Origin of the sequence: Pseudonocardia sp. McavD-2-B, from assembly GCF_024124365.1 — a bacterium.
Lineage (GTDB): Bacteria > Actinomycetota > Actinomycetes > Mycobacteriales > Pseudonocardiaceae > Pseudonocardia > Pseudonocardia alni.
In genome coordinates this window covers 1-18,408 of record NZ_JAMXSG010000098.1, presented here as the reverse complement: position 1 = coordinate 18,408, position 18,408 = coordinate 1, and the positions used below count along the sequence as shown (strand labels likewise).

At 68.8% G+C, this 18,408-nt stretch carries 25 protein-coding genes and 2 tRNA genes; 15 read left to right on the top strand and 12 right to left on the bottom strand.

The window, feature by feature from the left end; all coding sequences use genetic code 11:
• Window positions 1–142 precede the first annotated feature (142 nt).
• The 10 genes from NH602_RS14885 to NH602_RS14840 all read left to right on the top strand — a co-directional run bounded on the left by NH602_RS14885 (window position 143) and on the right by NH602_RS14840 (window position 6,781).
• Window positions 143–529, top strand: a complete 387-nt coding sequence (locus NH602_RS14885) for a hypothetical protein (RefSeq protein ID WP_253068115.1) — start codon at window positions 143–145, stop codon at window positions 527–529.
• A 321-nt stretch (window positions 530–850) separates the two neighbouring features.
• Window positions 851–1,039, top strand: coding sequence for a hypothetical protein (locus NH602_RS14880; protein ID WP_075296670.1), 189 nt, complete (start codon window positions 851–853; stop codon window positions 1,037–1,039).
• A 4-nt stretch (window positions 1,040–1,043) separates the two neighbouring features.
• On the top strand, window positions 1,044–1,382 hold the full coding sequence (locus NH602_RS14875; RefSeq protein WP_208824980.1) for a hypothetical protein: 339 nt from the start codon (window positions 1,044–1,046) through the stop codon (window positions 1,380–1,382).
• 3 nt (window positions 1,383–1,385) lie between these two features.
• Window positions 1,386–1,574, top strand: a complete 189-nt coding sequence (locus tag NH602_RS14870) for a hypothetical protein (protein ID WP_010223771.1) — start codon at window positions 1,386–1,388, stop codon at window positions 1,572–1,574.
• 133 nt (window positions 1,575–1,707) lie between these two features.
• On the top strand, window positions 1,708–3,108 hold the full coding sequence (locus tag NH602_RS14865) for an FtsK/SpoIIIE domain-containing protein (RefSeq protein ID WP_253068114.1): 1,401 nt from the start codon (window positions 1,708–1,710) through the stop codon (window positions 3,106–3,108).
• Window positions 3,108–3,323, top strand: coding sequence for a hypothetical protein (locus tag NH602_RS14860; RefSeq protein WP_208824976.1), 216 nt, complete (start codon window positions 3,108–3,110; stop codon window positions 3,321–3,323). Before NH602_RS14865 ends, NH602_RS14860 begins: the two co-directional genes overlap by 1 nt.
• On the top strand, window positions 3,320–3,976 hold the full coding sequence (locus NH602_RS14855) for a hypothetical protein (RefSeq protein WP_244327163.1): 657 nt from the start codon (window positions 3,320–3,322) through the stop codon (window positions 3,974–3,976). The genes NH602_RS14860 and NH602_RS14855 overlap by 4 nt, the downstream gene beginning before the upstream one ends.
• Window positions 3,977–4,077: 101 nt before the next feature.
• Window positions 4,078–5,433 (top strand): replication initiator, encoded by a 1,356-nt coding sequence (locus NH602_RS14850; RefSeq protein ID WP_253068113.1) that lies wholly within the window; start codon window positions 4,078–4,080, stop codon window positions 5,431–5,433.
• Window positions 5,430–5,648: a helix-turn-helix domain-containing protein gene (locus NH602_RS14845; RefSeq protein WP_208824972.1), complete on the top strand. Its 219-nt coding sequence runs from the start codon at window positions 5,430–5,432 to the stop codon at window positions 5,646–5,648. The genes NH602_RS14850 and NH602_RS14845 overlap by 4 nt, the downstream gene beginning before the upstream one ends.
• Window positions 5,648–6,781 (top strand): site-specific integrase, encoded by a 1,134-nt coding sequence (locus tag NH602_RS14840; protein WP_208824970.1) that lies wholly within the window; start codon window positions 5,648–5,650, stop codon window positions 6,779–6,781. The genes NH602_RS14845 and NH602_RS14840 overlap by 1 nt, the downstream gene beginning before the upstream one ends.
• 83 nt (window positions 6,782–6,864) lie before the next feature.
• Here the strand turns inward: NH602_RS14840 and NH602_RS14835 are convergent.
• Window positions 6,865–6,935 (bottom strand) — tRNA-Gly (locus NH602_RS14835).
• Window positions 6,936–7,055: 120 nt separating this feature from the next.
• On the opposite strand from NH602_RS14835, the gene NH602_RS14830 reads away from it, so the two are divergent.
• Both NH602_RS14830 and NH602_RS14825 read left to right on the top strand, forming a co-directional pair.
• Complete coding sequence (locus NH602_RS14830; RefSeq protein WP_073575590.1) at window positions 7,056–7,625, top strand: sigma-70 family RNA polymerase sigma factor; 570 nt, start codon at window positions 7,056–7,058, stop codon at window positions 7,623–7,625.
• A complete protein-coding gene (locus tag NH602_RS14825; RefSeq protein WP_253068112.1) occupies window positions 7,622–8,290 on the top strand; it encodes an anti-sigma factor in 669 nt (222 codons plus the stop codon). The genes NH602_RS14830 and NH602_RS14825 overlap by 4 nt, the downstream gene beginning before the upstream one ends.
• On the opposite strand, the gene NH602_RS14820 is transcribed toward NH602_RS14825, so the two are convergent.
• The 3 genes from NH602_RS14820 to NH602_RS14810 all read right to left on the bottom strand — a co-directional run bounded on the left by NH602_RS14820 (window position 8,283) and on the right by NH602_RS14810 (window position 10,807).
• Window positions 8,283–9,449 (bottom strand): FtsW/RodA/SpoVE family cell cycle protein, encoded by a 1,167-nt coding sequence (locus tag NH602_RS14820; protein WP_253068111.1) that lies wholly within the window; start codon window positions 9,447–9,449, stop codon window positions 8,283–8,285. The two genes, NH602_RS14825 and NH602_RS14820, sit on opposite strands and share 8 nt — an antisense overlap.
• Before the next feature lie 67 nt (window positions 9,450–9,516).
• On the bottom strand, window positions 9,517–10,122 hold the full coding sequence (locus NH602_RS14815) for a class F sortase (protein ID WP_253068110.1): 606 nt from the start codon (window positions 10,120–10,122) through the stop codon (window positions 9,517–9,519).
• Window positions 10,109–10,807, bottom strand: a complete 699-nt coding sequence (locus tag NH602_RS14810; RefSeq protein WP_253068109.1) for a CHRD domain-containing protein — start codon at window positions 10,805–10,807, stop codon at window positions 10,109–10,111. The genes NH602_RS14815 and NH602_RS14810 overlap by 14 nt, the downstream gene beginning before the upstream one ends.
• A 162-nt stretch (window positions 10,808–10,969) precedes the next feature.
• Between NH602_RS14810 and NH602_RS14805 the strand changes: the two genes are divergently transcribed.
• Window positions 10,970–11,046 (top strand) — tRNA-Pro (locus NH602_RS14805).
• Window positions 11,047–11,182: 136 nt separating this feature from the next.
• Window positions 11,183–11,386, top strand: a complete 204-nt coding sequence (locus NH602_RS14800) for a cold-shock protein (protein WP_253068108.1) — start codon at window positions 11,183–11,185, stop codon at window positions 11,384–11,386.
• Between the two features lie 8 nt (window positions 11,387–11,394).
• Here NH602_RS14800 and NH602_RS14795 read toward each other — a convergent pair whose 3' ends face one another.
• The 7 genes from NH602_RS14795 to NH602_RS14765 all read right to left on the bottom strand — a co-directional run bounded on the left by NH602_RS14795 (window position 11,395) and on the right by NH602_RS14765 (window position 15,823).
• The gene (locus tag NH602_RS14795) at window positions 11,395–12,621 is read right to left on the bottom strand and encodes a site-specific integrase (protein ID WP_253068107.1); all 1,227 of its coding nucleotides are present in this window, start codon (window positions 12,619–12,621) and stop codon (window positions 11,395–11,397) included.
• Entirely contained in the window at window positions 12,621–12,803 is a 183-nt protein-coding gene (locus tag NH602_RS14790; protein WP_085916238.1) for a helix-turn-helix domain-containing protein, read from the bottom strand. Before NH602_RS14790 ends, NH602_RS14795 begins: the two co-directional genes overlap by 1 nt.
• A 1-nt stretch (window position 12,804) precedes the next feature.
• A complete protein-coding gene (locus NH602_RS14785; RefSeq protein WP_253068106.1) occupies window positions 12,805–13,122 on the bottom strand; it encodes a hypothetical protein in 318 nt (105 codons plus the stop codon).
• Window position 13,123: 1 nt separating this feature from the next.
• The gene (locus NH602_RS14780) at window positions 13,124–14,377 is read right to left on the bottom strand and encodes a hypothetical protein (RefSeq protein WP_253068105.1); all 1,254 of its coding nucleotides are present in this window, start codon (window positions 14,375–14,377) and stop codon (window positions 13,124–13,126) included.
• Window positions 14,374–14,547, bottom strand: a complete 174-nt coding sequence (locus NH602_RS14775; protein WP_253068104.1) for a hypothetical protein — start codon at window positions 14,545–14,547, stop codon at window positions 14,374–14,376. Before NH602_RS14775 ends, NH602_RS14780 begins: the two co-directional genes overlap by 4 nt.
• Complete coding sequence (locus NH602_RS14770; RefSeq protein ID WP_253068103.1) at window positions 14,547–14,933, bottom strand: hypothetical protein; 387 nt, start codon at window positions 14,931–14,933, stop codon at window positions 14,547–14,549. Before NH602_RS14770 ends, NH602_RS14775 begins: the two co-directional genes overlap by 1 nt.
• A 113-nt stretch (window positions 14,934–15,046) precedes the next feature.
• Entirely contained in the window at window positions 15,047–15,823 is a 777-nt protein-coding gene (locus tag NH602_RS14765; protein WP_308292843.1) for a GntR family transcriptional regulator, read from the bottom strand.
• A gap of 57 nt (window positions 15,824–15,880) precedes the next feature.
• Between NH602_RS14765 and NH602_RS14760 the strand changes: the two genes are divergently transcribed.
• On the top strand, window positions 15,881–16,309 hold the full coding sequence (locus NH602_RS14760; protein WP_308292842.1) for an NUDIX hydrolase: 429 nt from the start codon (window positions 15,881–15,883) through the stop codon (window positions 16,307–16,309).
• 8 nt (window positions 16,310–16,317) lie between these two features.
• Here the strand turns inward: NH602_RS14760 and NH602_RS14755 are convergent, their stop codons facing one another.
• Window positions 16,318–18,144: a hypothetical protein gene (locus NH602_RS14755; RefSeq protein WP_253068100.1), complete on the bottom strand. Its 1,827-nt coding sequence runs from the start codon at window positions 18,142–18,144 to the stop codon at window positions 16,318–16,320.
• Window positions 18,145–18,408: the final 264 nt, after the last annotated feature.

Sequence of the window (18,408 nt, the reverse complement as noted above, 5' to 3'; positions counted from 1 at the left end):
AACGCCGAACTGAAGAACTGGAAAGTCCTCCGCAAGATCCGCTCCAGCCCGAACCGGGCCGACGAACTCATCGCCGCAGTTCAGACCCTCGTGATCGCCAACGCTTGATCAGGTTGGCAAAGGCTCAATGAGGGATCTTCCGGTGGTGCTCGACGGCTACAAGCTCACGGTGGTGGAGCCGCCCGCGCCCAAGACCCGACAGGACGCGAACGGCGCTGAGGTGCCGGTGACCGACCGGGACGGAGTCACGCAGTTCGTGGTGTCGCTGTTCGCAAAGCTTCAGGTCCAGGCGGGCCAGCGGGCGCCGAAGGGCGAGGAGATCAAGGTGACCCTGACAACGGACCCCGGTGAGGGGTTCGGTGAGGACGCCCGGGTCCAGCTGATCGACCCGAAGATCAACCCGTACTCGATCGAGTCCCCCGACGGGCGCACGGTGTCGGGGATCGCGTTCAAGGCGATGGGCCTCAAGCACGCCCACCCGGCCCCTGCGCCGATGCGGCGGGGCAAGGACGACGACAACCAGTCCTGACCGACCTCTGTGCGTCGGTTCTGCCCGCGAGCGTAAGCGGGCCGGTCGCCTGATGTAGCGGCCTATCTATTCGCCGGAATGGTGTTCCGGCAATTCCCAGTAATTCCGACACGGGGACACCTGTGTCCTCGACCAGGGGTGATCTGCGGTGGTGTGTGGCGAATGCAGCGGTAGCCGGTCCTGCGATGTGTGCGACGGCTACGGCGACTCGACCTCAGGCGTCGAGTGTGGGGCGTGTGGTGGTTCCGGGGTCTGCCCGGGCTGCTTCGGAGACGGCGAGACCCACGGCCCGGTGCCGTCGGTCGGGATGGAGATGACGGCATGAGCACGACGACGAACACCCGCCCGCGGGTGACGACCGGTGTGGGTCGCCTGGTCCGGCGGTTGGAGATCGAGCGGCGCCGCTGGGCCCGCACCGAGCACCCCGTCGTAGCGACGGAGCAGGCGTGGCGGGCAGGTGTCGCCGAGGGCCTGCGCCTGGCCCAGCTCGCGATCCGCAAGGGGGTCTGACGCGGTGGCGATCACCCTCGGGGCCCGGGACCGGGTCAAGACGCTGCCGAAGGTCAACCGGCGGGCGCTGCGCAAGTACGGCGAGTTCTGGCGGGCTTTACAGCTGGTCGGCGACGCCCTCGCCGAAGCCGACAAGGTCGCGGCCAAGGCCACCGACACCAAGCCCAAGCGGTCCGGCAAGGGCGCGTCGGCCAAGAGCGGTGCGGGCGGGGAGCACTGGTCGACCGCGTCGCCGGAGGAGATCCGGGCCTCGGCCAAGACCGCGCACGCCTCCCTGCGGGTCATGGCGTCGGCGGCGAAGAAGTGGGAGGCCGAGCTGGTCTCCCGCGAATGGAGGAAGTGACCCATGTCGAAGGCTGTGGACCGCACCGTCGAGGAACTCGACGCCGCGATGCGCGAACTCAAGCGCAGCCTGCACGGGATTCCGTATCGGACGGGTGGGTTCAAGAACACCCACGACAACCTCGCCCGCGACGTCGCGCACCTGACCGTGCATCTGGACTCGGCACGGGGCGCCCTGCGCGAACAGAAGTAACCCATCTCTGGGTGGTGGGGTCGCCCGCTGCACTGATTCTTGGCGGAAACACACAGCGGGCGCCCCTGCTACCCGACACACAATCTCGTGAGGACTGGTAGCAGTGAACAAGCGTAGTAGCTCTGCAACACGTATGAACGGCCCGGCTCGAACCAATGCGGGTCGTGCTACTCGGCCTCCGGGGCGGGAGTTCCAGGCGCTGGCCTGGACCGCACGGCATCCCGGGTTCGTCGCCGTCCCCCTGCTCGTCCTGGGCCTGGCGCTGATGCTGGGCCCGATCGTCACGGCGGTCTTCCTGACCGTGCTGGTCGCCTCTGTGGCGGTCTGGGGCCGTGCCCACCCGGCCACCTTCGACCGGTTCGCCGCACCGGCCCTACGGGCGACCTGGCGGCGTTGGACGGTCTACCGGGGTCGTCGGTGGGCGCAGCTCATGTCCGACTGCGGGCTGACGAAGGAGCACCGTCACACCGGGGACCAGCTCGTCCCGCGCGTGCTGCGGGTGCGGTCGTCGTCTGCCTCGATCGACACCGTCTACGTCCGCATGGTCCGCGGCCAGGACGTCGCCTACTGGCAGGAACGCTCCTCCGTGCTCTGGGAGGCGCTGATCGCGCACCGGGTCGCGATCACCCGCCACCGCCCCGGCGTCGTGGCGATCGTGATCGAGTGGGAGTTGCCCTTCACCCGCACCATCCCCGCACCGGACATCCCTGAGACCACCGAGGACGTGGACCTGGGGGCGGTGGAGATCGGGGACAACGAGCGCGGCGAGCCGTTCACCGCACCCGTCATCGGCGGACACCGCCTCGTGGCCGGCGCCTCCGGGGCGGGCAAGGGTTCCGTGCTGTGGTCGACCCTGCGGGGCATCGGGCCGTGCATCCGCGACGGCGTCGTGAACGTCTGGATGGTCGATCTCAAGGGCGGGGTGGAGACCGAGCAGGGCGCGCCGCTGTTCCACCGCTACGCCACCTCGATGCCGCAGACGTTGGAGCTGCTGACGGAGTTCCGGGACGGGATGCGCGACCGCCAGGACGACATGCGCGACCAGAACATCCGCGCCTGCACCCCGAGTGTGGGGACGCCGGTGGAGCTGCTGGTCATCGACGAGATGGCCATGCTCACCGCCTACGGCGACCGCACCTCGGTCCGCGACGCCCTGCGCCTCCTCGCCGAGGTCATGACCCAGGGCCGAGCCTCGCTGTTCGCCGTCCACGGCTACCTGCAGGAGCCCTCCAAAGACGTCGTGGATGTCCGGGAGCTGTTCACCCAGCGGATCTGCCTCGGCGTCACCGCCGCGAGCCACGTCGACATGGTCCTCGGCGAAGGGGCTCGGGAGCGTGGGGCGCTGGCCGATGAGATCCCCGGCGACGCACGGCACGCGGGGATCGGCTTCGTGATCGACAAGGGGTCGCGTCTACCGGTCCGGTTCCGGGCGGCGTTCGTCTCCGACGACGAGATCATCGAGTTGGTGCAGCGCTGCACGCCTCCGCCGGACGCGGACGTGATCGACCTCGACGCCGAGCGGGGGGCTGCCTGATGGGCACCACCACTGCATGGGTGCTGCGCACCTGGGCCAGGTTCACCCTGCTGTTCGCGCTGATCGTCGGCGGGACCTGGCTCTACCTCGGCACGGCCTCGGGGTGGTTCTGGGTCGTGACCGCTGGCGCGGTCGTGGCGGAGTGGTACGTGGTCCGTCAGCTCGCCCGTGAGTGGTCGTGGGAGGCCCGCGCTACCTGGTGGTGGTCCGCATGACAGGGACCGTGCAGGACGCATTGTTCGGGGACCCGGTCACCGTCGAGACCACCGACCACGGCCCCGCCGCGACGCAGGACCCGCGCGAAGTCGCCCGCGTCGTCGCCCTGGCGCAAGACCCGGGGCTGTTCGTCATCGAGCGCACCGGCCTGGTGCTGCGGGCGGACCCCGCCCGGCCTGGATGCGCCGACGCGCTGGCCCGCCATGACGGGGACACCGTGGCCCAGCTTCTCGACACAGGACACCTGCGCCTCGGCGGAGGCCACCACGTCCACTACACCGGTTCCGAGGGCCCGACGCGCTCGGTGCTCGTGCCCAAGGCGACCCGGGACATGGTGTCCCGCTGGGACCACTTGCGGCCCATCCCGGAACCGGCCCGGGCACCGGAACCGCAGAAGGCACCGCAGCGCTCCACCGGGGTGATCGGCGTCGATGTGGTCGAGCCCGGTAAGGCGCTGGTCTGCCTCGGCACCACCGGGCAGGGCGGGACCGTGCTGCGCGACGACGGCCGCTACCGCGTCGAGAACGACCACGGCGCCACCGTCGGCCACGCCTCGTCCTACCGGGCCGCTGCCCGGCTCCTGGCCCGCTACCACGGCTACACACCCGGCCCCGTCGAGATCGAGCACGAGCACCGCCTCTACCGCCGCTGACCCCGGCAATCCGGCCCGGCCCCGCCGCAGACGAGACCAGCTCCCGGCGGGGCCGGCGCCACCCCACCCCCACTCACCTCGTCCCTCGGAGGGATGCCGTGATGACGGCTGCCACGACCACCCCACACGACCACGACCTGTCCCACCTGCTGCGCTCCGACGGCTTCCAGACATGGCGACGCGAGGTCACCGCCATCGGCGGCTGCGCCGCACCGATCCACCTGACCGGCTCATCCCGCATCTACGACCGCGCCACCGGCACCGTCCTGGCCGAGCGGGAAGGCGAGATCCTGGCCCCCTGCGGCAACCGCCGAGCGTCGGTGTGCCCGGCCTGCTCGGACCGCTACGCCTCCGACGCCTACCACCTCCTGCGCTCGGGGATAGCCGGCGGAAAGGGCGTCCCGGACACCGCCGCTGCGCACCCGCGGCTGTTCGTGACCCTGACGGCGCCGTCGTTCGGCCCGGTCCACACCCGCCGGGTCACCAGCCGTGGCCTCGTCGTTCCCTGCCGCTGCGGGGACAAGCACCACCGCGACGACCCGCGGGTCGGCTGCGCGCTCGACCCTGAGTCGCACGACTACGTGGGCGCGGTGCTGTGGCAGGCGCATTCCGGGGTCCTGTGGAACCGCTTCGCCATCCGACTCCGCCGCCTGCTCGCCCAGGTCCTCGGCGTCCGGGTGCGCGACTTTCGGGATCACGCCCGGCTGTCCTACGCGAAGGTGGCCGAGTACCAGCGCCGCGGGCTGGTCCACTTCCACGCCGTCGTCCGCCTCGACGGCCCCGACGGACCCTGGACCGCCCCACCGGCAGGGATCACCCCCGACGCGCTGCACACTGCGATCCGGGACGCAGCACACGACGTCTCGCTGACCGTCGACCGACCCGACGGCACCCCGCAGGCGCTGGCGTGGGGGACGCAGGTCGACATTCGGCCGATCACGAGCACGACCGCGGTGGCGCTGGAGAACGACGACGGCGAAATAACCGAAAACGCCCTGGCCGCCTACGTCGCCAAGTACGCCACCAAGGGCACCGGCAAGAGCGAGGCCACCGACCGCCCGATCCGCGACATCACCCACCTCGACCACCTCGACATCACCCCACACCACCGACGCCTGATCGAGACCGCATGGGAGCTCGGCGGACACGAGCAGTACGAAGACCTGAACCTGCGCCGCTGGGCGCACATGCTCGGGTTCCGCGGCCACTTCCTCACCAAATCCCGCGCCTACTCCACAACGTTCGGCGCGATCCGCGGCGACCGACGCACCTACCGCCTCGGTGAGACCCTCGCCGCCCTCGACACCCCCACCGATCCCGGATCGGTGCTGGTGGTCAACGACTGGGCCGTCGTCCATATCGGCCACCGCAACGACGCCGAACGAGAGATCGCACTCGGCATCGCCGAACGACGACGCGAACAGCGCACCACGCGAGACCGGAAGGAGACGTCATGACCGCGCACTACCTGACCGTGCCCGAGGCGGCGGCCTACCTGAACACCTCGGTGCGCTTCGTCCGGCGGCTGATCGCCGAGCGTCGGATTGCCTTCCACCACATGGGCAGGCACGTCCGGCTCCGTGTCACCGACCTGGAGGCCTTCGTCCAGGCCGGACGGGTCGAGCCGGTGGACGTCTCCGCCGTGCGTCGACAGCTTCGGAAGGTGAGCTGATGGCACGCGGCAACCGCCCCGGACACCGCCGATTCGGCCTGATCAGAAAGCTGCCGTCCGGGCGCTACCAGGCCTCCTACCTCGGTCCCGATGGTCGACGACGAACCGCACCCGACACGTTCGCCCGCAAGCGCGAGGCCGAGCAGTGGCTCTCGACGGTCGAGACTGAGCTGCTGCGCGACGACTGGACCGACCCGGCTCTGGGGAGGGTCCCGCTGCGTGAGTTCGCTGAGCAGTGGATCACCGAGCACAAGATCAGCCGTAGGACCCGCGAGGAGTACGCCAGCCTCTGGGCCCTGCACCTGGCTCCGTATCTCGGCGACTACCCACTCGGGCAGATCAGCACCGACCGCGTCCGGTCCTGGAGGTCCACCCTCCTGAACGACGGACGTTCAGAGGACCGGACCGCCAAGGCCTACCGGCTCCTGCGCGCCATCCTCAACACCGCCGTCGACGACGGCCTGATCAAACGCAACCCGTGCCGGATCAAGGGCGCGGGCCAGCACCGGACCCCGGAGCGACCGACGGCGACGGTCGCACAGGTCAACCGGCTCGCCGGGCTCGTCCCTCCGCGCTTCCGGGTCCTCGTCCTCGCAGCGGCCTTCACCGGGCTCCGCTGGGGCGAGCTGGTGGCCCTGCGACGCTGCGACATCGACCTCGACGACGCAGCGATCCACGTCTACAGGCGCCTGGCCGAGCACAAGAACGGAGAGATCGAAGCAGGGCCCACCAAGTCCGTGGCCGGGGCCCGCACCGTCGCTCTGCCCGACGTGCTGGTGACCGAGCTGCGCGAGCACATCGCCGAGTACGCCGAGGAAGGCACGGAGGGCCTGGTCTTCACCGGCGACCGCGACGGCCCACTACGCCGAGGCAACTTCCACCGCGCCACCGCCTGGACCCGCACCGTCGTCGCCGCAGGGCTCCCGAGCGGCTTCCACTTCCACGACCTGCGCCACACCGGCAACCACCTCGCCGCCACGGCCGGGGCCAGCACCCGTGAGCTGATGCACCGCATGGGCCACGGCTCGATGCGGGCCGCCCTGATCTACCAGCACGCCACCAGCGAACGGGACCGAGCCATCGCGCGCCGCCTCAACGACCTGGTCCAGCGCGACGAGCACGACGACGGCTAACTGCACGCTAGTTGCACGACAACGACGACGGCGCCCCTCCCAAGATCGGGAGTGGGCGCCGTTTTCGCTGGTAGACCTACCTGAGCGGGCGACGGGAATCGAACCCGCGTAGCCAGTTTGGAAGACTGGGGCTCTACCATTGAGCTACGCCCGCATGCCCCGATCTCGTCGATCAGGACCCCCGCAGCGTATCCCACTCCGCCCCTGTGAACACCCCCGCCCCCGGGTGCGTACACACCGGGGACAGGGACGTTCAGGAGGTTCGCAGACACCGATGAAAGCGCCCCACCGCAGGTTGCGCTCCGTCGACGCGCGCCCCGCCGAACCCGGGCTCGACTCCGAGCCGGGGCTCCGCGCCGCGTACACCGCGCACGGAGCCGAGCTCTACCGCTATGCCCTGCGTCAGCTGGGCGACGAGGGTGCGGCCCAGGAGTCCGTGCAGGAGGTCTTCCTGCGCGCCTGGCGTCGTGCCGACTCGTACGACCCGTCGGTCGCCAGTCTGCGGGTGTGGCTGTTCGCCATCGCCCGCAACGTGGTCATCGACGAGATCCGTAGGGTCGCGGCGCGGCCCTGGCGCCGCGGGCTCACCGACGAGCCCGAGACCGGGAACGACTACATCGGCCCTGCCGACGACGCCCTCGTCGACGGTTGGCTGGTCGAGGAGGCGTTGCGGCGGCTCCGTCCGGAGCACCGGCAGGCGATCGTCGAGGCATACCTGCGGGGGCGTCCACACGCCGAGATCGCCGCGGAGGCGGGGGTGCCCGTCGGGACGATCCGCAGCCGGGTCTTCTACGGGCTGAAGGCGTTGCGACTGGCGATGGACGAGATGGGGGTGGAACCGTGACTCCGGACGAGCACCGGGCGATGCGGGAGTCGTTGGGCGACCACGCGATGGGCCGGTTGGAGGGCCACGAGCTGGCGGCCCTCGAGGCCCATCTGCAGGGCTGCCCGGCGTGCCGCGAGGAGCTGGCCGAGGTCGCGAGTGTGCTGCCCGCGCTGGGCCGTGTCGACCCCGACCGGCTCGACCACACTCCCGCTCCCCCGCCGGATCTGGGCGACCGGATCGTGGCGGCGGCGCGGGCCGAGCGCCCGGCATCGGCCGGGGCCCGGACACGGAACCGGTGGGCTCCGGTCGCGGCGGCGGCCGCGGCCGCGCTGCTCGTCGGCGGCGTCGCCGGGTATCTGGTCGGCGACCACGACGGGATTCCCCGCGAGCCGGTCGCGGTCCAGGCGATGGATCCCACGGTGCAGGCCACGGCGGTCGCGATCCCGCACACCTGGGGCGTGGAGATCGTGCTCGACGGCGACGGGTTCCGCTCCGGTGCGACCTACCGTGTCGTGGTGGAGGCCGAGGACGGGCGCGAGGTGAGCGCGGGCGAGTTCATCGGGACCGGCGCGTCGCCGATGGTCTGCAACCTCAACTCCTCGGTGCTGCGGGCCGACGCGGAGGAGTTCCGGGTCGTCGACGTCGCCGGGTCCACGGTGCTGCGCGGCAGCCTGGCTACCTGACCCGGCGGGCGGCGTTGGCGACCAGCCCGAGCAGGAACAGGGTGCTCACCAGCGCCGTCCCGCCCGCGGACACCAGCGGGAGCTGCTGGCCGGTCACCGGCAGCAGGCCGACGACGTAGCCGACGTTCATCGCGGCCTGCACGACGACCCAGGTCACCGTCGCCGCCGTCACCAGCCGCAGGAACGGGTCCCGGGTGCGCGCGGCGACGCGCAGCCCCACCCAGGCGAGCAGCAGGTACAGCGCCAACACGGCGAGCCCGCCGACCAGCCCGAGCTCCTCGCCGATGACGGCGAAGATGAAGTCGTTCGCGGCGTTCGGCAGGTAGTCCCACTTCGCCCGGCCCTGCCCGAGGCCGGTGCCGAGCACGCCGCCGTCGGCGAGGGACAGCAGCGCCTGGCGGGACTGGTAGCCGGCGCCGAGCTCGTCGCCCGCGCCGAGGAAGGTACTGATCCGGTCACGGCGGTAGTCGGCGGTGAGCCCCAGGACGGCGACGCCGAGCAGCGCCCCGCCGGACAGGCCCGCGAGCAACACCAGCGGCGCACCGGCGAAGAACAGCAGCGACAGCACGATGACTCCGAGCGCCACCGTCGTGCTGAGCGCGGGCTGCAGCATGAGCAGCGCCCCGGCCAGCAGCGCGACCGGGACCAGCGGGAGGACGGCGTAGCGGCCGTGGCGCACGGCGCGACCGCGCAGCGCGAGCACGTGCGCACCCCACAGCAGCAGCACGACCTTGGCCGCCTCGCCCGGCTGCACGGTGAACCCGGCGACCGAGATCCACCGGCGGGCACCGCCGCGGACCTCGCCGATGCCGGGGACCAGCACCAGCACCAGCGCGGTGAGACAGGCGAACAGCAGCCACGGTGTCCACCGTCGCAACCGGGCCGGTGACACCCACATCCCGAGTGCGAACGCGCCGATCCCGAGCAGCAGGAAGATCAGGTGGCGGACGAAGACGGTGAGCACCATCCCGTCGGCGACGGTCCGCCCGCCCGCCGACGCCGACAGCACCATCACCACACCGACGGCCAGCAGGGCCCCCGTCGCGCCGAGCACGAGGTGCAGCGGCGGTACGGAACGCAGCCGGGCGAGCCGCGACGCCGGACGGCGCCGCGGCGTCCCGCCCGTTGCACGCGCGTCGCGCTGTCTCGGCACCGTCACCCGATCAGTGTCGCGCCGGACCGGGCACAACGGGCGGAACCGGACCGCACGGCGCGTCGGGCAACGGTCAGAGCATGCGGGCGTGCACGACGAAGTTGTCGACGTAGCTGCGCTCGCCGCGGTCGAAGTCGCCCGCGCAGGTCACCAGGCGCAGCAGGTCCGGGGACGCCGCGCCGAACACCTCGAAGGTCGGGAACGCGTCCTTCGGAACCTGCTGGTTCCGCTCGATCGCGTAGCGCAGGGTCGTGCCGTCGCTGCGACCGACCTCGACGACGTCACCCGGTCCGAGGTCGCGCAGGTCGAAGAAGACCGCGGGCCCGCTGCGCGAGTCGACGTGTCCCATCAGGACAGTCGGTCCGGGATTGCCGCCGCGGTCGAACCAGCCGACACGGTCGAAGTCCTGCGGGACCTCGGCGGTGTTGTCCGCGGCGACGCCGAGACGCACCAGACCCGGCTCGTCGACCCCGATGGCCGGGATCCGCACCGAGGTCGGCACCGCGGCCTCCCCCGGCTCGGCGACGACCGGCTCCTGCGTGACCGGGCCTGCCGGGCGCTCGGGCGCGGCGGGTCCGGCCGGCGCGGCGCAGCCTGCGAGGAGAAGGAGCAACGCGACGACGCCCGGGAGCAGCAGGGCTCCCGGGCGCCGGTCACGCGCGGTCTCAGCTCTGCGCACGACCCCGGCGGACCATCACGACGCCCGCACCGGCGGCCGCGGCGACGCCGGCGGCGCCGATCGCGTACAGAGCGGTGGAGTCGGACGCGCCACCGGCGCCGGTCTCGACGCCGCCCATCGGGACCTCCTGCAGCTGCCCACGGACGGTGCCCGCGGCGAACTCGGCGGTGTGCGTGTCGCCGGTGAACCCGGCCGGGTTCGCCTCGATCTGCTTGAGCGAGAAGCCGGTGCCGGTGTCCTGGCCGTTGTCACCCTCGAGCCCGGTGGTGAAGGGGCCCTGCATGCAGCCGGACGAGGTGCGGACGTCGCCGTCACCCTGGGGGTTGGGGAACGAGATCCGCGGCGGGCCGGGCTGGCCGGCGGCCGCCTCGTGCATGTGCGTCGCGGTCGCGGCCGGGCTCTGGTACTCGCCGGTGACGCCGCGCAGCGTGATGTCGTAGCAGATGACCTCGTCGTCGGAGTTGATCCGGAAGTTGAACTCCCCGGTGGCACCCGGCTGGCCGGGGACCGACGCGCCGTCGTTGTTGATGATGGTGTCGGGGGTGGCCATCACGGTGTACATGCTGGTGAACGAGTCCGGCTCGGGCACGTCCGCCTGCTGGGCGAAGGCGACGCCCGCGGTCGCGGCGAAGCCGAGGGCGGTCGCGGCGGTGACGGCGGCGAGACGGGGCAGGGTGCGACGCATCGGGGTGGGTCCTTTCCGAGAGGTTCACGAGGTTCGTCGTTCTTGCCCGTCTCTACGGACCTCGCAGTGGCCGCGTTCACGTGTCACCCGATCGTGCGGGCCCGACCACCTCGCGTGGAGCGCTGCGCGGTGGGGTGACGCCCCCGGCTAGACTCCGGCCGACGGGGTGTGGCGCAGCTTGGTAGCGCACTCGCTTTGGGAGCGAGGGGCCGTGGGTTCAAATCCCGCCACCCCGACCACATCCGACCTGCGGAAACAGGTCGGTGCTACATCGCCGAAAGATCGAGATGTAGCAGTTGCTGTAGCAGTAGCTCCCGCAACCGCGTGGACCGTGGCGACCCGACCTGCTCTGATCGACGCATGGCAACCGGGGTCGTGAAGTTCTACAAGGCCGAGAAGGGCTGGGGCGCGATCAGCAGCCAGGAGCTGCCCGACGGCCTCGACCCCTTCGTCCACTTCAGTGCCATCGAAGCCGAGGGCTACAAGTCGTTCGAGCAGGGCGACCAGGTCGAGTTCGACTACGAACCTGCCCAGCAGGACAGCTTCCGTTTCCGCGCGACGCGCGCACGACGCCTCTGACACCTGGCTCATCCCGCCTCCCATTCGATCGCGTCGAGTGCCTGGCGCATCTCGTCGAGGTTGGTGTGGGCGTAGATCGTCATGGTCACGTCGATGTCGGCGTGACGGGCGATGGCCTGCACGACGTGAGGGGGCGTCCCGAGCGACAGCAGCAGGCTGACGACGGTGTGCCGCAGGTCGTGCAGCCGAACGCCAGGAAGGCCGGCGCGGAGACGGAGCTTGTCGAAGTCGCGGTTCAGCGCGCGCGGTTCGAGCGGGGTGCCGACCTGCGTGCAGAACACGAGGTCGTGGTCCTGCCAGCACTCCCCCGCGGTCTCCCGTTCGTCGGCCCAGACGCGGCGACGAGCCAGGATCGCCGAGCGGGTGATCTTCGGCAGCGGGACGACGGCCGACGAGGCGCGGGTCTTGGTGCCCTCGACGACCAGCTCGCCGCCGACGCGCTGCACGGTCTGCCGGACGTGGATCGTCGCGTCGTCCATGTCGATGTCGCACCACCGCAGCCCGAGCAGCTCGCCCCGTCGGAGCCCGAGGGTGGCCGCGACGACGTAGAGCGGATGGAACCGCGTCCCCTCGGCCGTCGCGAGGAGCGTGCGCACCTGGTCGACGGGCAGCCCCTTCCCGACGGAGTACTCCGGTGTCTTGACCCGCACGAGCTTGGCGACGTTGCGCGGCACCAGCTCCAACCGCTCGGCATGTCCGAGCGCGTTGCGCAGGACGGCGTGCACGTACTGGAGCTGCCGGATCGAGGGCCGCCGCCCGCAGCAGCGTCCCCGTGAGCAGCACTGCTGCGCCGGAGGCCGGCGGGCGTCCCACAGGTTGGCGCAGCAGAGGCACTTCTCCCGCATCCCGGCCATGAACGAGCGGACGTCGGCGGCGTTGAGCCGGTCGAGGCGCTTCTTGCCGAGAGCGGGCACCAGGTGCAGCCGGACCGCGGACTCGTAGCCGCGGATCGTGGTGGCGCGCTTGTCGTCGCGGATGTCGGCGAGCCACTGGTCGAGGAACTGCGCGACGGTCGTGCGCCGGTCAGGTGCGGGCATCCCGGCGGCTGAGCGGGTCTTGAGGACGTCGAGCTTCTCGCGGACCTCCTCGAACGACCGCCCGTAGACGGGGCGGCGTTTGATCTGCCCGGACGTGGTGTGCACATAGGCCATGCCGACCCAGTAGCCGTCGCTCTCGCGCTGGTAGATCGAGCCCTCTCCGTTGCCCCGGCGGCCGCGGGGCTTGCGCGGCGGCATCAGGCCGCGTCCTCGTCGAGCAGCCGGGCGACGTACTCCTCCACGGCCGAACGCGGGATGCGGCGGGCACCGCCGATCTTGATGGATCGCAGCTCGTTGTTGCGGATCAGGTCGTAGACCTTGCAGCGTCCGATGTGGAGCAGCTTGGCGGTCTCCTCGGCGGTGAGCAGCAGGGCGTCCATGTCAGCGGGCCTCCTTCGTCTGGGCGTCCCAGTTGTGGGCGGACTCCCGCCAGAAGCGGGCCTCTTGCTCGGCGTCGCCCCGGGCTCCCAGGACGGCGCGGTAGAACAGCAGGTCGACCTTGGTGCGCGCAGCCTGGCTACGAGCGAGCACGCGCCACCAGCGCGCGGTCCGGTCGTACAGGTCGGCCATGCGGCGAGCACGGACCGCATGCGCCGCAGGGCTGTCCGGCCGGACCGCTCCGAGTCGGAGGATTTCGGCGGTGACCCGGTCCAGGCCGCCCCGGACGGTGTCGAACACCGGATCGGTGGTCGTCGCCATGTCAGTTCTCCTTCCGGGCTGTGCGGGCGATGCGGTCGCAGTACTCGGCGTAGTCGCCGAGGTAGGGCACCCGGACCCGGACAAGCTCGCGCCCGGGTACGGACAGGACGGCGACACCGGGCGGTGCGGTGGCGTGTTGCTGGGCGAGGTCCCGGACGGCAGCACCGTGGAGCATCTCCAGCGAATCGCCGGGGACCCGGAACGAGAGCCGCAGCGCGTACTGGTCGCGGGCGTAGCCGCCGCCCATCGCCTCGGCCTCGGCGCGTTGGGCGAGGGTGACGACGCGGAAGGCGACCTTCCGGCCTTCCGAGAGCAGCCGCAGGTTGGCGGCCTTGATCCGGTCGAGCACCGAGCGCTCACCACGTCCCGGCTTCGGGAGGCCGGCGGCCGCGCGGAGCAGGCCGGGGAACTCCTCGACCACGACGAGGAACAGCGGCCGTTCCGGCGTCGGGGCGAGCTTGTCGGTCCGGTCGGGCAGCGCGGCGAGGCGGTCGTCCATGACGCCGACGAGCCGTTCGAGGAGGGTCGCGTGCTCCTCGAGGTCGGCCGTACCGGTCGCCTGCCACCGGCGATGCACGGTGCCCTCCCACGGGCGTCCGAGCAGCAGGCCGGTGATGTCCGAACCCGCGATCCGGACGTCGTCGGCGCCGGCGAGCTGCGCGAGCAGCCCGTAGGCGAACTGGGACTTCCCGGCGCCGTTCTGCCCCTGCAACGCGACATGCGCGGCGTCGGCGAAGGCGTGTCCGAGCGCGTCGCCGAGTTCGTCCCGTCCGATCAGCACCGGCTGCCGAGATGTCGTGACGACGGTGCGCGGCAGCGCGTACTGGTCGGCGAGCGGGTCCCGGTCGAGCAGCTCGATCCGCACCCACCGGCCCGCGTGCGGGACGACCCGCAGGCCCTCGAAGCACAGCGAGTGGGCGAGCCGGCCCCCGACGCGAGTGAGGTCCTCCGGCTCCTGGCCGGGGATCAGCTCGACGAGCATCGACACCGGCGGACCGGTCATCACCGAGCCAACCCGCGGCGTGCGGGCAGTCGGGCCGGTCACCGTCTCGACGATCTTGCAGGCGCCGACTCCCTCGCAGGCGTCCCGCCAGGCGTAGCGGAGCCACTCGGCGAAGGCACGTGCCTCGTAGTCCTCCTCTCGGCGAGCGCGACGCTCGGACCATGTGAGCAGCAGCCAGGTGAGCCAGCCAGTGACACCGGTCCGGGGCCGCGTGGCGTCGCGGCGGGCCGGAACGGTCAGCTCGGCGGTCATGACGCCTCACCCACCGGACGCGGAGACGGGACGATCGCGGCGGGCCGAAGCACGGCGGTGAACATCCAGTCGCCGCACTCCGGGCACTCCCCCGCGTCCGGCTCGTAGCCGGTCTCGCAGGTCCGACAGACGAACACGAGCCCGTCCGCCGTGCCGACGTAGGCGCTCATCAGCTCGCCTCCGCCTGCTTGCCACGCGGGCCGGTGGCGGCGAGTGCGCGCACCTCCTGGCAGCGGTACCAGACCTGCGCACCGACGACCTGGCCCTCGCGGTTCTTCTTGTCCATCACGCCGATCTCGAACCCGACGAGCTGCACGGGCTCGGCTGGACCGAGGTCGGCGCCCGGCTGGTGGAGCGCGGCGAGACCGACCTTGATGATCTCGTTCGTCGACCGGCCGAACTGCCGGAAGCTCGCGACGAGCTGCACCTCCCACTTCGGCAGCCCGTCCTTGGTCGACTCCTGTACGTCCGACCCGAACCGCGTCTTCGGCTCCGACGAGAGCCAGAGCAGCCGTTCGAAGGTCGCGGTCTGGTCGATGGCGTAGATCTGCGGCACGGGAATCACCTCGTGAAGTAGGTCCTCTAGGTAAGTACGAATCGTACGGGCAGCACGCTTAGCCGTCTAGAGGAGTTGCTACAACGAGACGCTGCGCGCCCGATCTGTGCAGGTCAGCGCGCAGGGATGTCGTATTCGAGGACGTAGGCAGGTGCCGCCTTGAGCGTGTCGCAGACCTCGACAGGGCGACCGGTCGTGTCGTACGCGGTGCGGAGCACGACGATCACCGGGACGCCGTCGGTGAGCTGCAGACGACGACGCTCGTCGACAGTAGGCATCCGGGCCGAGACCTCCTCCGTGAAGTGGTCCAGCTCGTGCCCCAGCTCCTCCAGCCGCGCATAGATGCCACCCGGGCCGGTGTCGTCGTCGACGATCGGAGACCCGGCCGCGATCGAGGCCGGCAGGTACGACACCGCCGTCTCGACGGGCTGCCCGTCGGCGAGGTAGCGGCGGGAGCGGATGACAACGTCCTCACCGTCGCCGATCCGCAGCCGGTCGCGGATCTCGCCGGGAGCCGCAGCTGTCGAGACCTCCAGCTGGTCGACGCGCGGCGTGAACCCGGCCTTCTCGGCTTCCACGCCGAACGCGGCGAGGCCGGCCTCGCGATGACGGCGCGCGAAGCGCTCGGAGGCGAGGCGACGCACCTGCACAGGCTGGCGGACGAAGACGCCCCTCCCCTGCTCCGCCACGACCCGCCCCTCGGAGCGAAGCTCCTGGATCGCCTGACGCGCGGTCATGCGAGCAACCTCATAGCGCTCCATCAGCTGCGCTTCAGACGGGAGCTTGTCGCCAGCGGCTAGGTCGCCGCTCTCCATCGCAGCACGAAGCTGGTCCGCGATCTGACGGTACGGCGCACGGTCGTCAGATCGATCTATCGCCCCAAGCGGCACGAGTCCTCCAGACGACTAGTCTCCGCCTGCAACGCTATCAAGGTCTGGAGGGACAACGTGGGTGATCTGCCGAAGCACTCGGTCAGCGTGGCAGGCGTCGTCACGGACCAGGACGGTCGAGTGCTGATCGTCCAGCGACGGGACAACGCGCATTGGGAGCCCCCCGGCGGAGTCCTCGAACTCACAGAAACACCTGAAGAAGGAGTCATACGCGAGGTCCTAGAGGAAACCGGGGTGCAAATCCGCGTCAACAATCTATCTGGAGTCTATAAGAATATGAGACGGGGCGTCATTGCCCTCGTTTTCCGATGCGAAGCCATTGGCGGAAACCCTCGACCCACTATCGAATCACTTACAGTTGAGTGGGTTCAACCCGAAGAGGTCCAGAATAGAATGGCCCCCGCTTACGCTATCCGCGTCCTGGACGCCTACAGCGAGAATCTAGCATCGCGAGCGCACGACGGCCATAATTTGTACGAAGAGTAGAAAGTGCGTCAGCCCTTCTTAGCGACAAGATTCAAGTTGACAGATCGACACGAACAAGCCAGCGTCTCCGGGTTCTCCTTGTTGGGCAGGACGTAGATCCATCCCCCGCACTCATTATTCCCGCAAGTGAACTGCTCGACAAAGTCCTGAAAAGCTCTAACTGTATGCCGAAATTCAGCCGGCGTCGAGGTTGCCCACTCATTAAAGTGAACGTTCGGGTTCACCATCCAGCTCTCAGGCTGGACTGCCACATCAATCGCAAGCCGCTGCTCGTCTAATACACGAACCTTCTCTGCCTGCTCTCCGTTATTCCAAGTATCCGCAGACTTCTTAGCTTTCTTCAACAGATCGTTGTGCCTACCTCGAACACCTGCGAGAAACTCTCCGAAGTCGTAGGAACCCTCAGGCTTATAGAAAACTTTTGCCCCTATCGAGGCTGCGATCGCGCTCGTTGCCGCCTCAAGGTTTCGCCTGAGTGTTGCTGCAGCCCCAGGCACATTACCGGCCGTAAGATCTTCCTCGATTTTGCCCCAGAAGTCGGGCTGCTCAACGACTGGGCCAGTGTCGACCGACCAAGAGAAAAATCGGGCCTGCCCCTTCTTGCTAATTAAACCAGCACTCTGCATCTGCCTGGCCCAGTATTCGTCGTGCGTAGTAATTACGAATTGCACCGATCCAAACTCCTCCTTAAGGAGGCGACAGAACTGACGTCGATGATTCGAATCTACCGACATAACGACATCGTCGAGCATCGCCAGCTGAAAATCGTCGCCGAGCAGGTGCTTCATCAGGGCAAGATAGAGACAAACTCCCATTCCATCCTGGTGACCCTCGCTGTGATAAGCAAGAGGCGGGAACATGCCGAGTCCATAGAAATCAACTTCCATATCCAGCTTGCCCGCGGATGGCCTTAGCGATGCACGAAAAGAAGACTCATCGTCACTATTAATTCTGCGGTAGTACGCGCTGAACTCACGTTCAACAGTCTCATACAGGCGAGTCAATTCCTGTTCGTACGCATCGACATAGGTGTCGTATATGACTTTACCTGCATCTCTTACTCTTCGCGCCTCCCTTTCCTGGGCTGCTGCATCTCGACTAGCATCGAGGCGTTCGTGAGCTATATGCAAGAATGAGACAGAAGCGGCCTTCTCGCTCTGATCCGGGATAGACTCCACTCGGCCTTGGAACTGCTCGATCGCTGTTCGCGTCTCAGGCTTCAATCGCAGAAGCTTGTTCTCCTGCAACTCATCTCTAATCTCAAGGAGATGGTCTACCGAGCTCACGGAATCGATGGCATCTTTCAAGGAAATCTGCCATTCCGACAAGAGTGCTACGAACTCTTTTTCGCCGAGATCTCGCCCCCAACGAGAAATTGCAGTCAAAGACTCTGAAACTTCTTCGAGGCTCCGTCTAACGCGCATCGAGTGATTTCGAAGAGCCTCTCTCACAAGCTCTGCTGATCGCTCGCGATCAATCTTGTGCTGGATGTGCTCTTCTAGCGACTGCCGACTAGGCCAGCGCTCATCACATAGCGGACAAAAATCTCCGTCGACAAGCGATAGACCTGTCTCCCAGAAATTTCTCTGCCTTAAAGCACTGAGGATCTCCGGTCGCTCATCGACCTCACGGAGAGCCTCTAGCAGCCCCTCGGCACCAGCGAGAGTATCGCTTCGGCGCTCATCAATGAGCGTTGAAGCACTCGCGATTTCACGGATAGCAGTTGCCTTACTAAAGGGTCGACTCTCAGCGTCGCTCACTCCCGCATTGACTTTGGTGCCACCCCTAATTTCTTCCAGCTCCGGCAGCCTCAGAATCGCCCTGTGTTCATTCACACGATCACGAATTCTGTCTACTGATAGCTCTGCGATATCTAGATGCTGCGAAAGCCTTTGCCGGGCGGTCCTAAGCTGATTCTCGGTGGCCTGATGAGCGGCAAGCGTTCGATTGGAGACGGTCTTGAGAGTCGCTCGCTTGGACTCAACCCGTCAGCGCAACAGTGCTTCGAATCTATCAGCCGGGGTGTCGAAGTCGAGGGTCTTACGGGGGCGCGTGTTGAGTCGGTGGGCAATCTCGTCGAGCTGGGCCTGGGTGACGTC

Excerpts from the sequence above, each read along its gene's own strand:
- NH602_RS14880 (WP_075296670.1), top strand. The coding sequence starts at position 851 with ATGAGCACGACGACGAACACCCGCCCGCGGGTGACGACCGGTGTGGGT.
- NH602_RS14870 (WP_010223771.1), top strand. The coding sequence starts at position 1,386 with ATGTCGAAGGCTGTGGACCGCACCGTCGAGGAACTCGACGCCGCGATG.
- NH602_RS14865 (WP_253068114.1), top strand. The coding sequence starts at position 1,708 with ATGAACGGCCCGGCTCGAACCAATGCGGGTCGTGCTACTCGGCCTCCG.
- NH602_RS14860 (WP_208824976.1), top strand. The coding sequence starts at position 3,108 with ATGGGCACCACCACTGCATGGGTGCTGCGCACCTGGGCCAGGTTCACC.
- NH602_RS14855 (WP_244327163.1), top strand. The coding sequence starts at position 3,320 with ATGACAGGGACCGTGCAGGACGCATTGTTCGGGGACCCGGTCACCGTC.
- NH602_RS14850 (WP_253068113.1), top strand. The coding sequence starts at position 4,078 with ATGACGGCTGCCACGACCACCCCACACGACCACGACCTGTCCCACCTG.
- NH602_RS14845 (WP_208824972.1), top strand. The coding sequence starts at position 5,430 with ATGACCGCGCACTACCTGACCGTGCCCGAGGCGGCGGCCTACCTGAAC.
- NH602_RS14840 (WP_208824970.1), top strand. The coding sequence starts at position 5,648 with ATGGCACGCGGCAACCGCCCCGGACACCGCCGATTCGGCCTGATCAGA.
- NH602_RS14830 (WP_073575590.1), top strand. The coding sequence starts at position 7,056 with ATGAAAGCGCCCCACCGCAGGTTGCGCTCCGTCGACGCGCGCCCCGCC.
- NH602_RS14810 (WP_253068109.1), bottom strand. The coding sequence starts at position 10,807 with ATGCGTCGCACCCTGCCCCGTCTCGCCGCCGTCACCGCCGCGACCGCC.
- NH602_RS14795 (WP_253068107.1), bottom strand. The coding sequence starts at position 12,621 with ATGCCGCCGCGCAAGCCCCGCGGCCGCCGGGGCAACGGAGAGGGCTCG.
- NH602_RS14790 (WP_085916238.1), bottom strand. The coding sequence starts at position 12,803 with ATGGACGCCCTGCTGCTCACCGCCGAGGAGACCGCCAAGCTGCTCCAC.
- NH602_RS14785 (WP_253068106.1), bottom strand. The coding sequence starts at position 13,122 with ATGGCGACGACCACCGATCCGGTGTTCGACACCGTCCGGGGCGGCCTG.
- NH602_RS14780 (WP_253068105.1), bottom strand. The coding sequence starts at position 14,377 with ATGACCGCCGAGCTGACCGTTCCGGCCCGCCGCGACGCCACGCGGCCC.
- NH602_RS14775 (WP_253068104.1), bottom strand. The coding sequence starts at position 14,547 with ATGAGCGCCTACGTCGGCACGGCGGACGGGCTCGTGTTCGTCTGTCGG.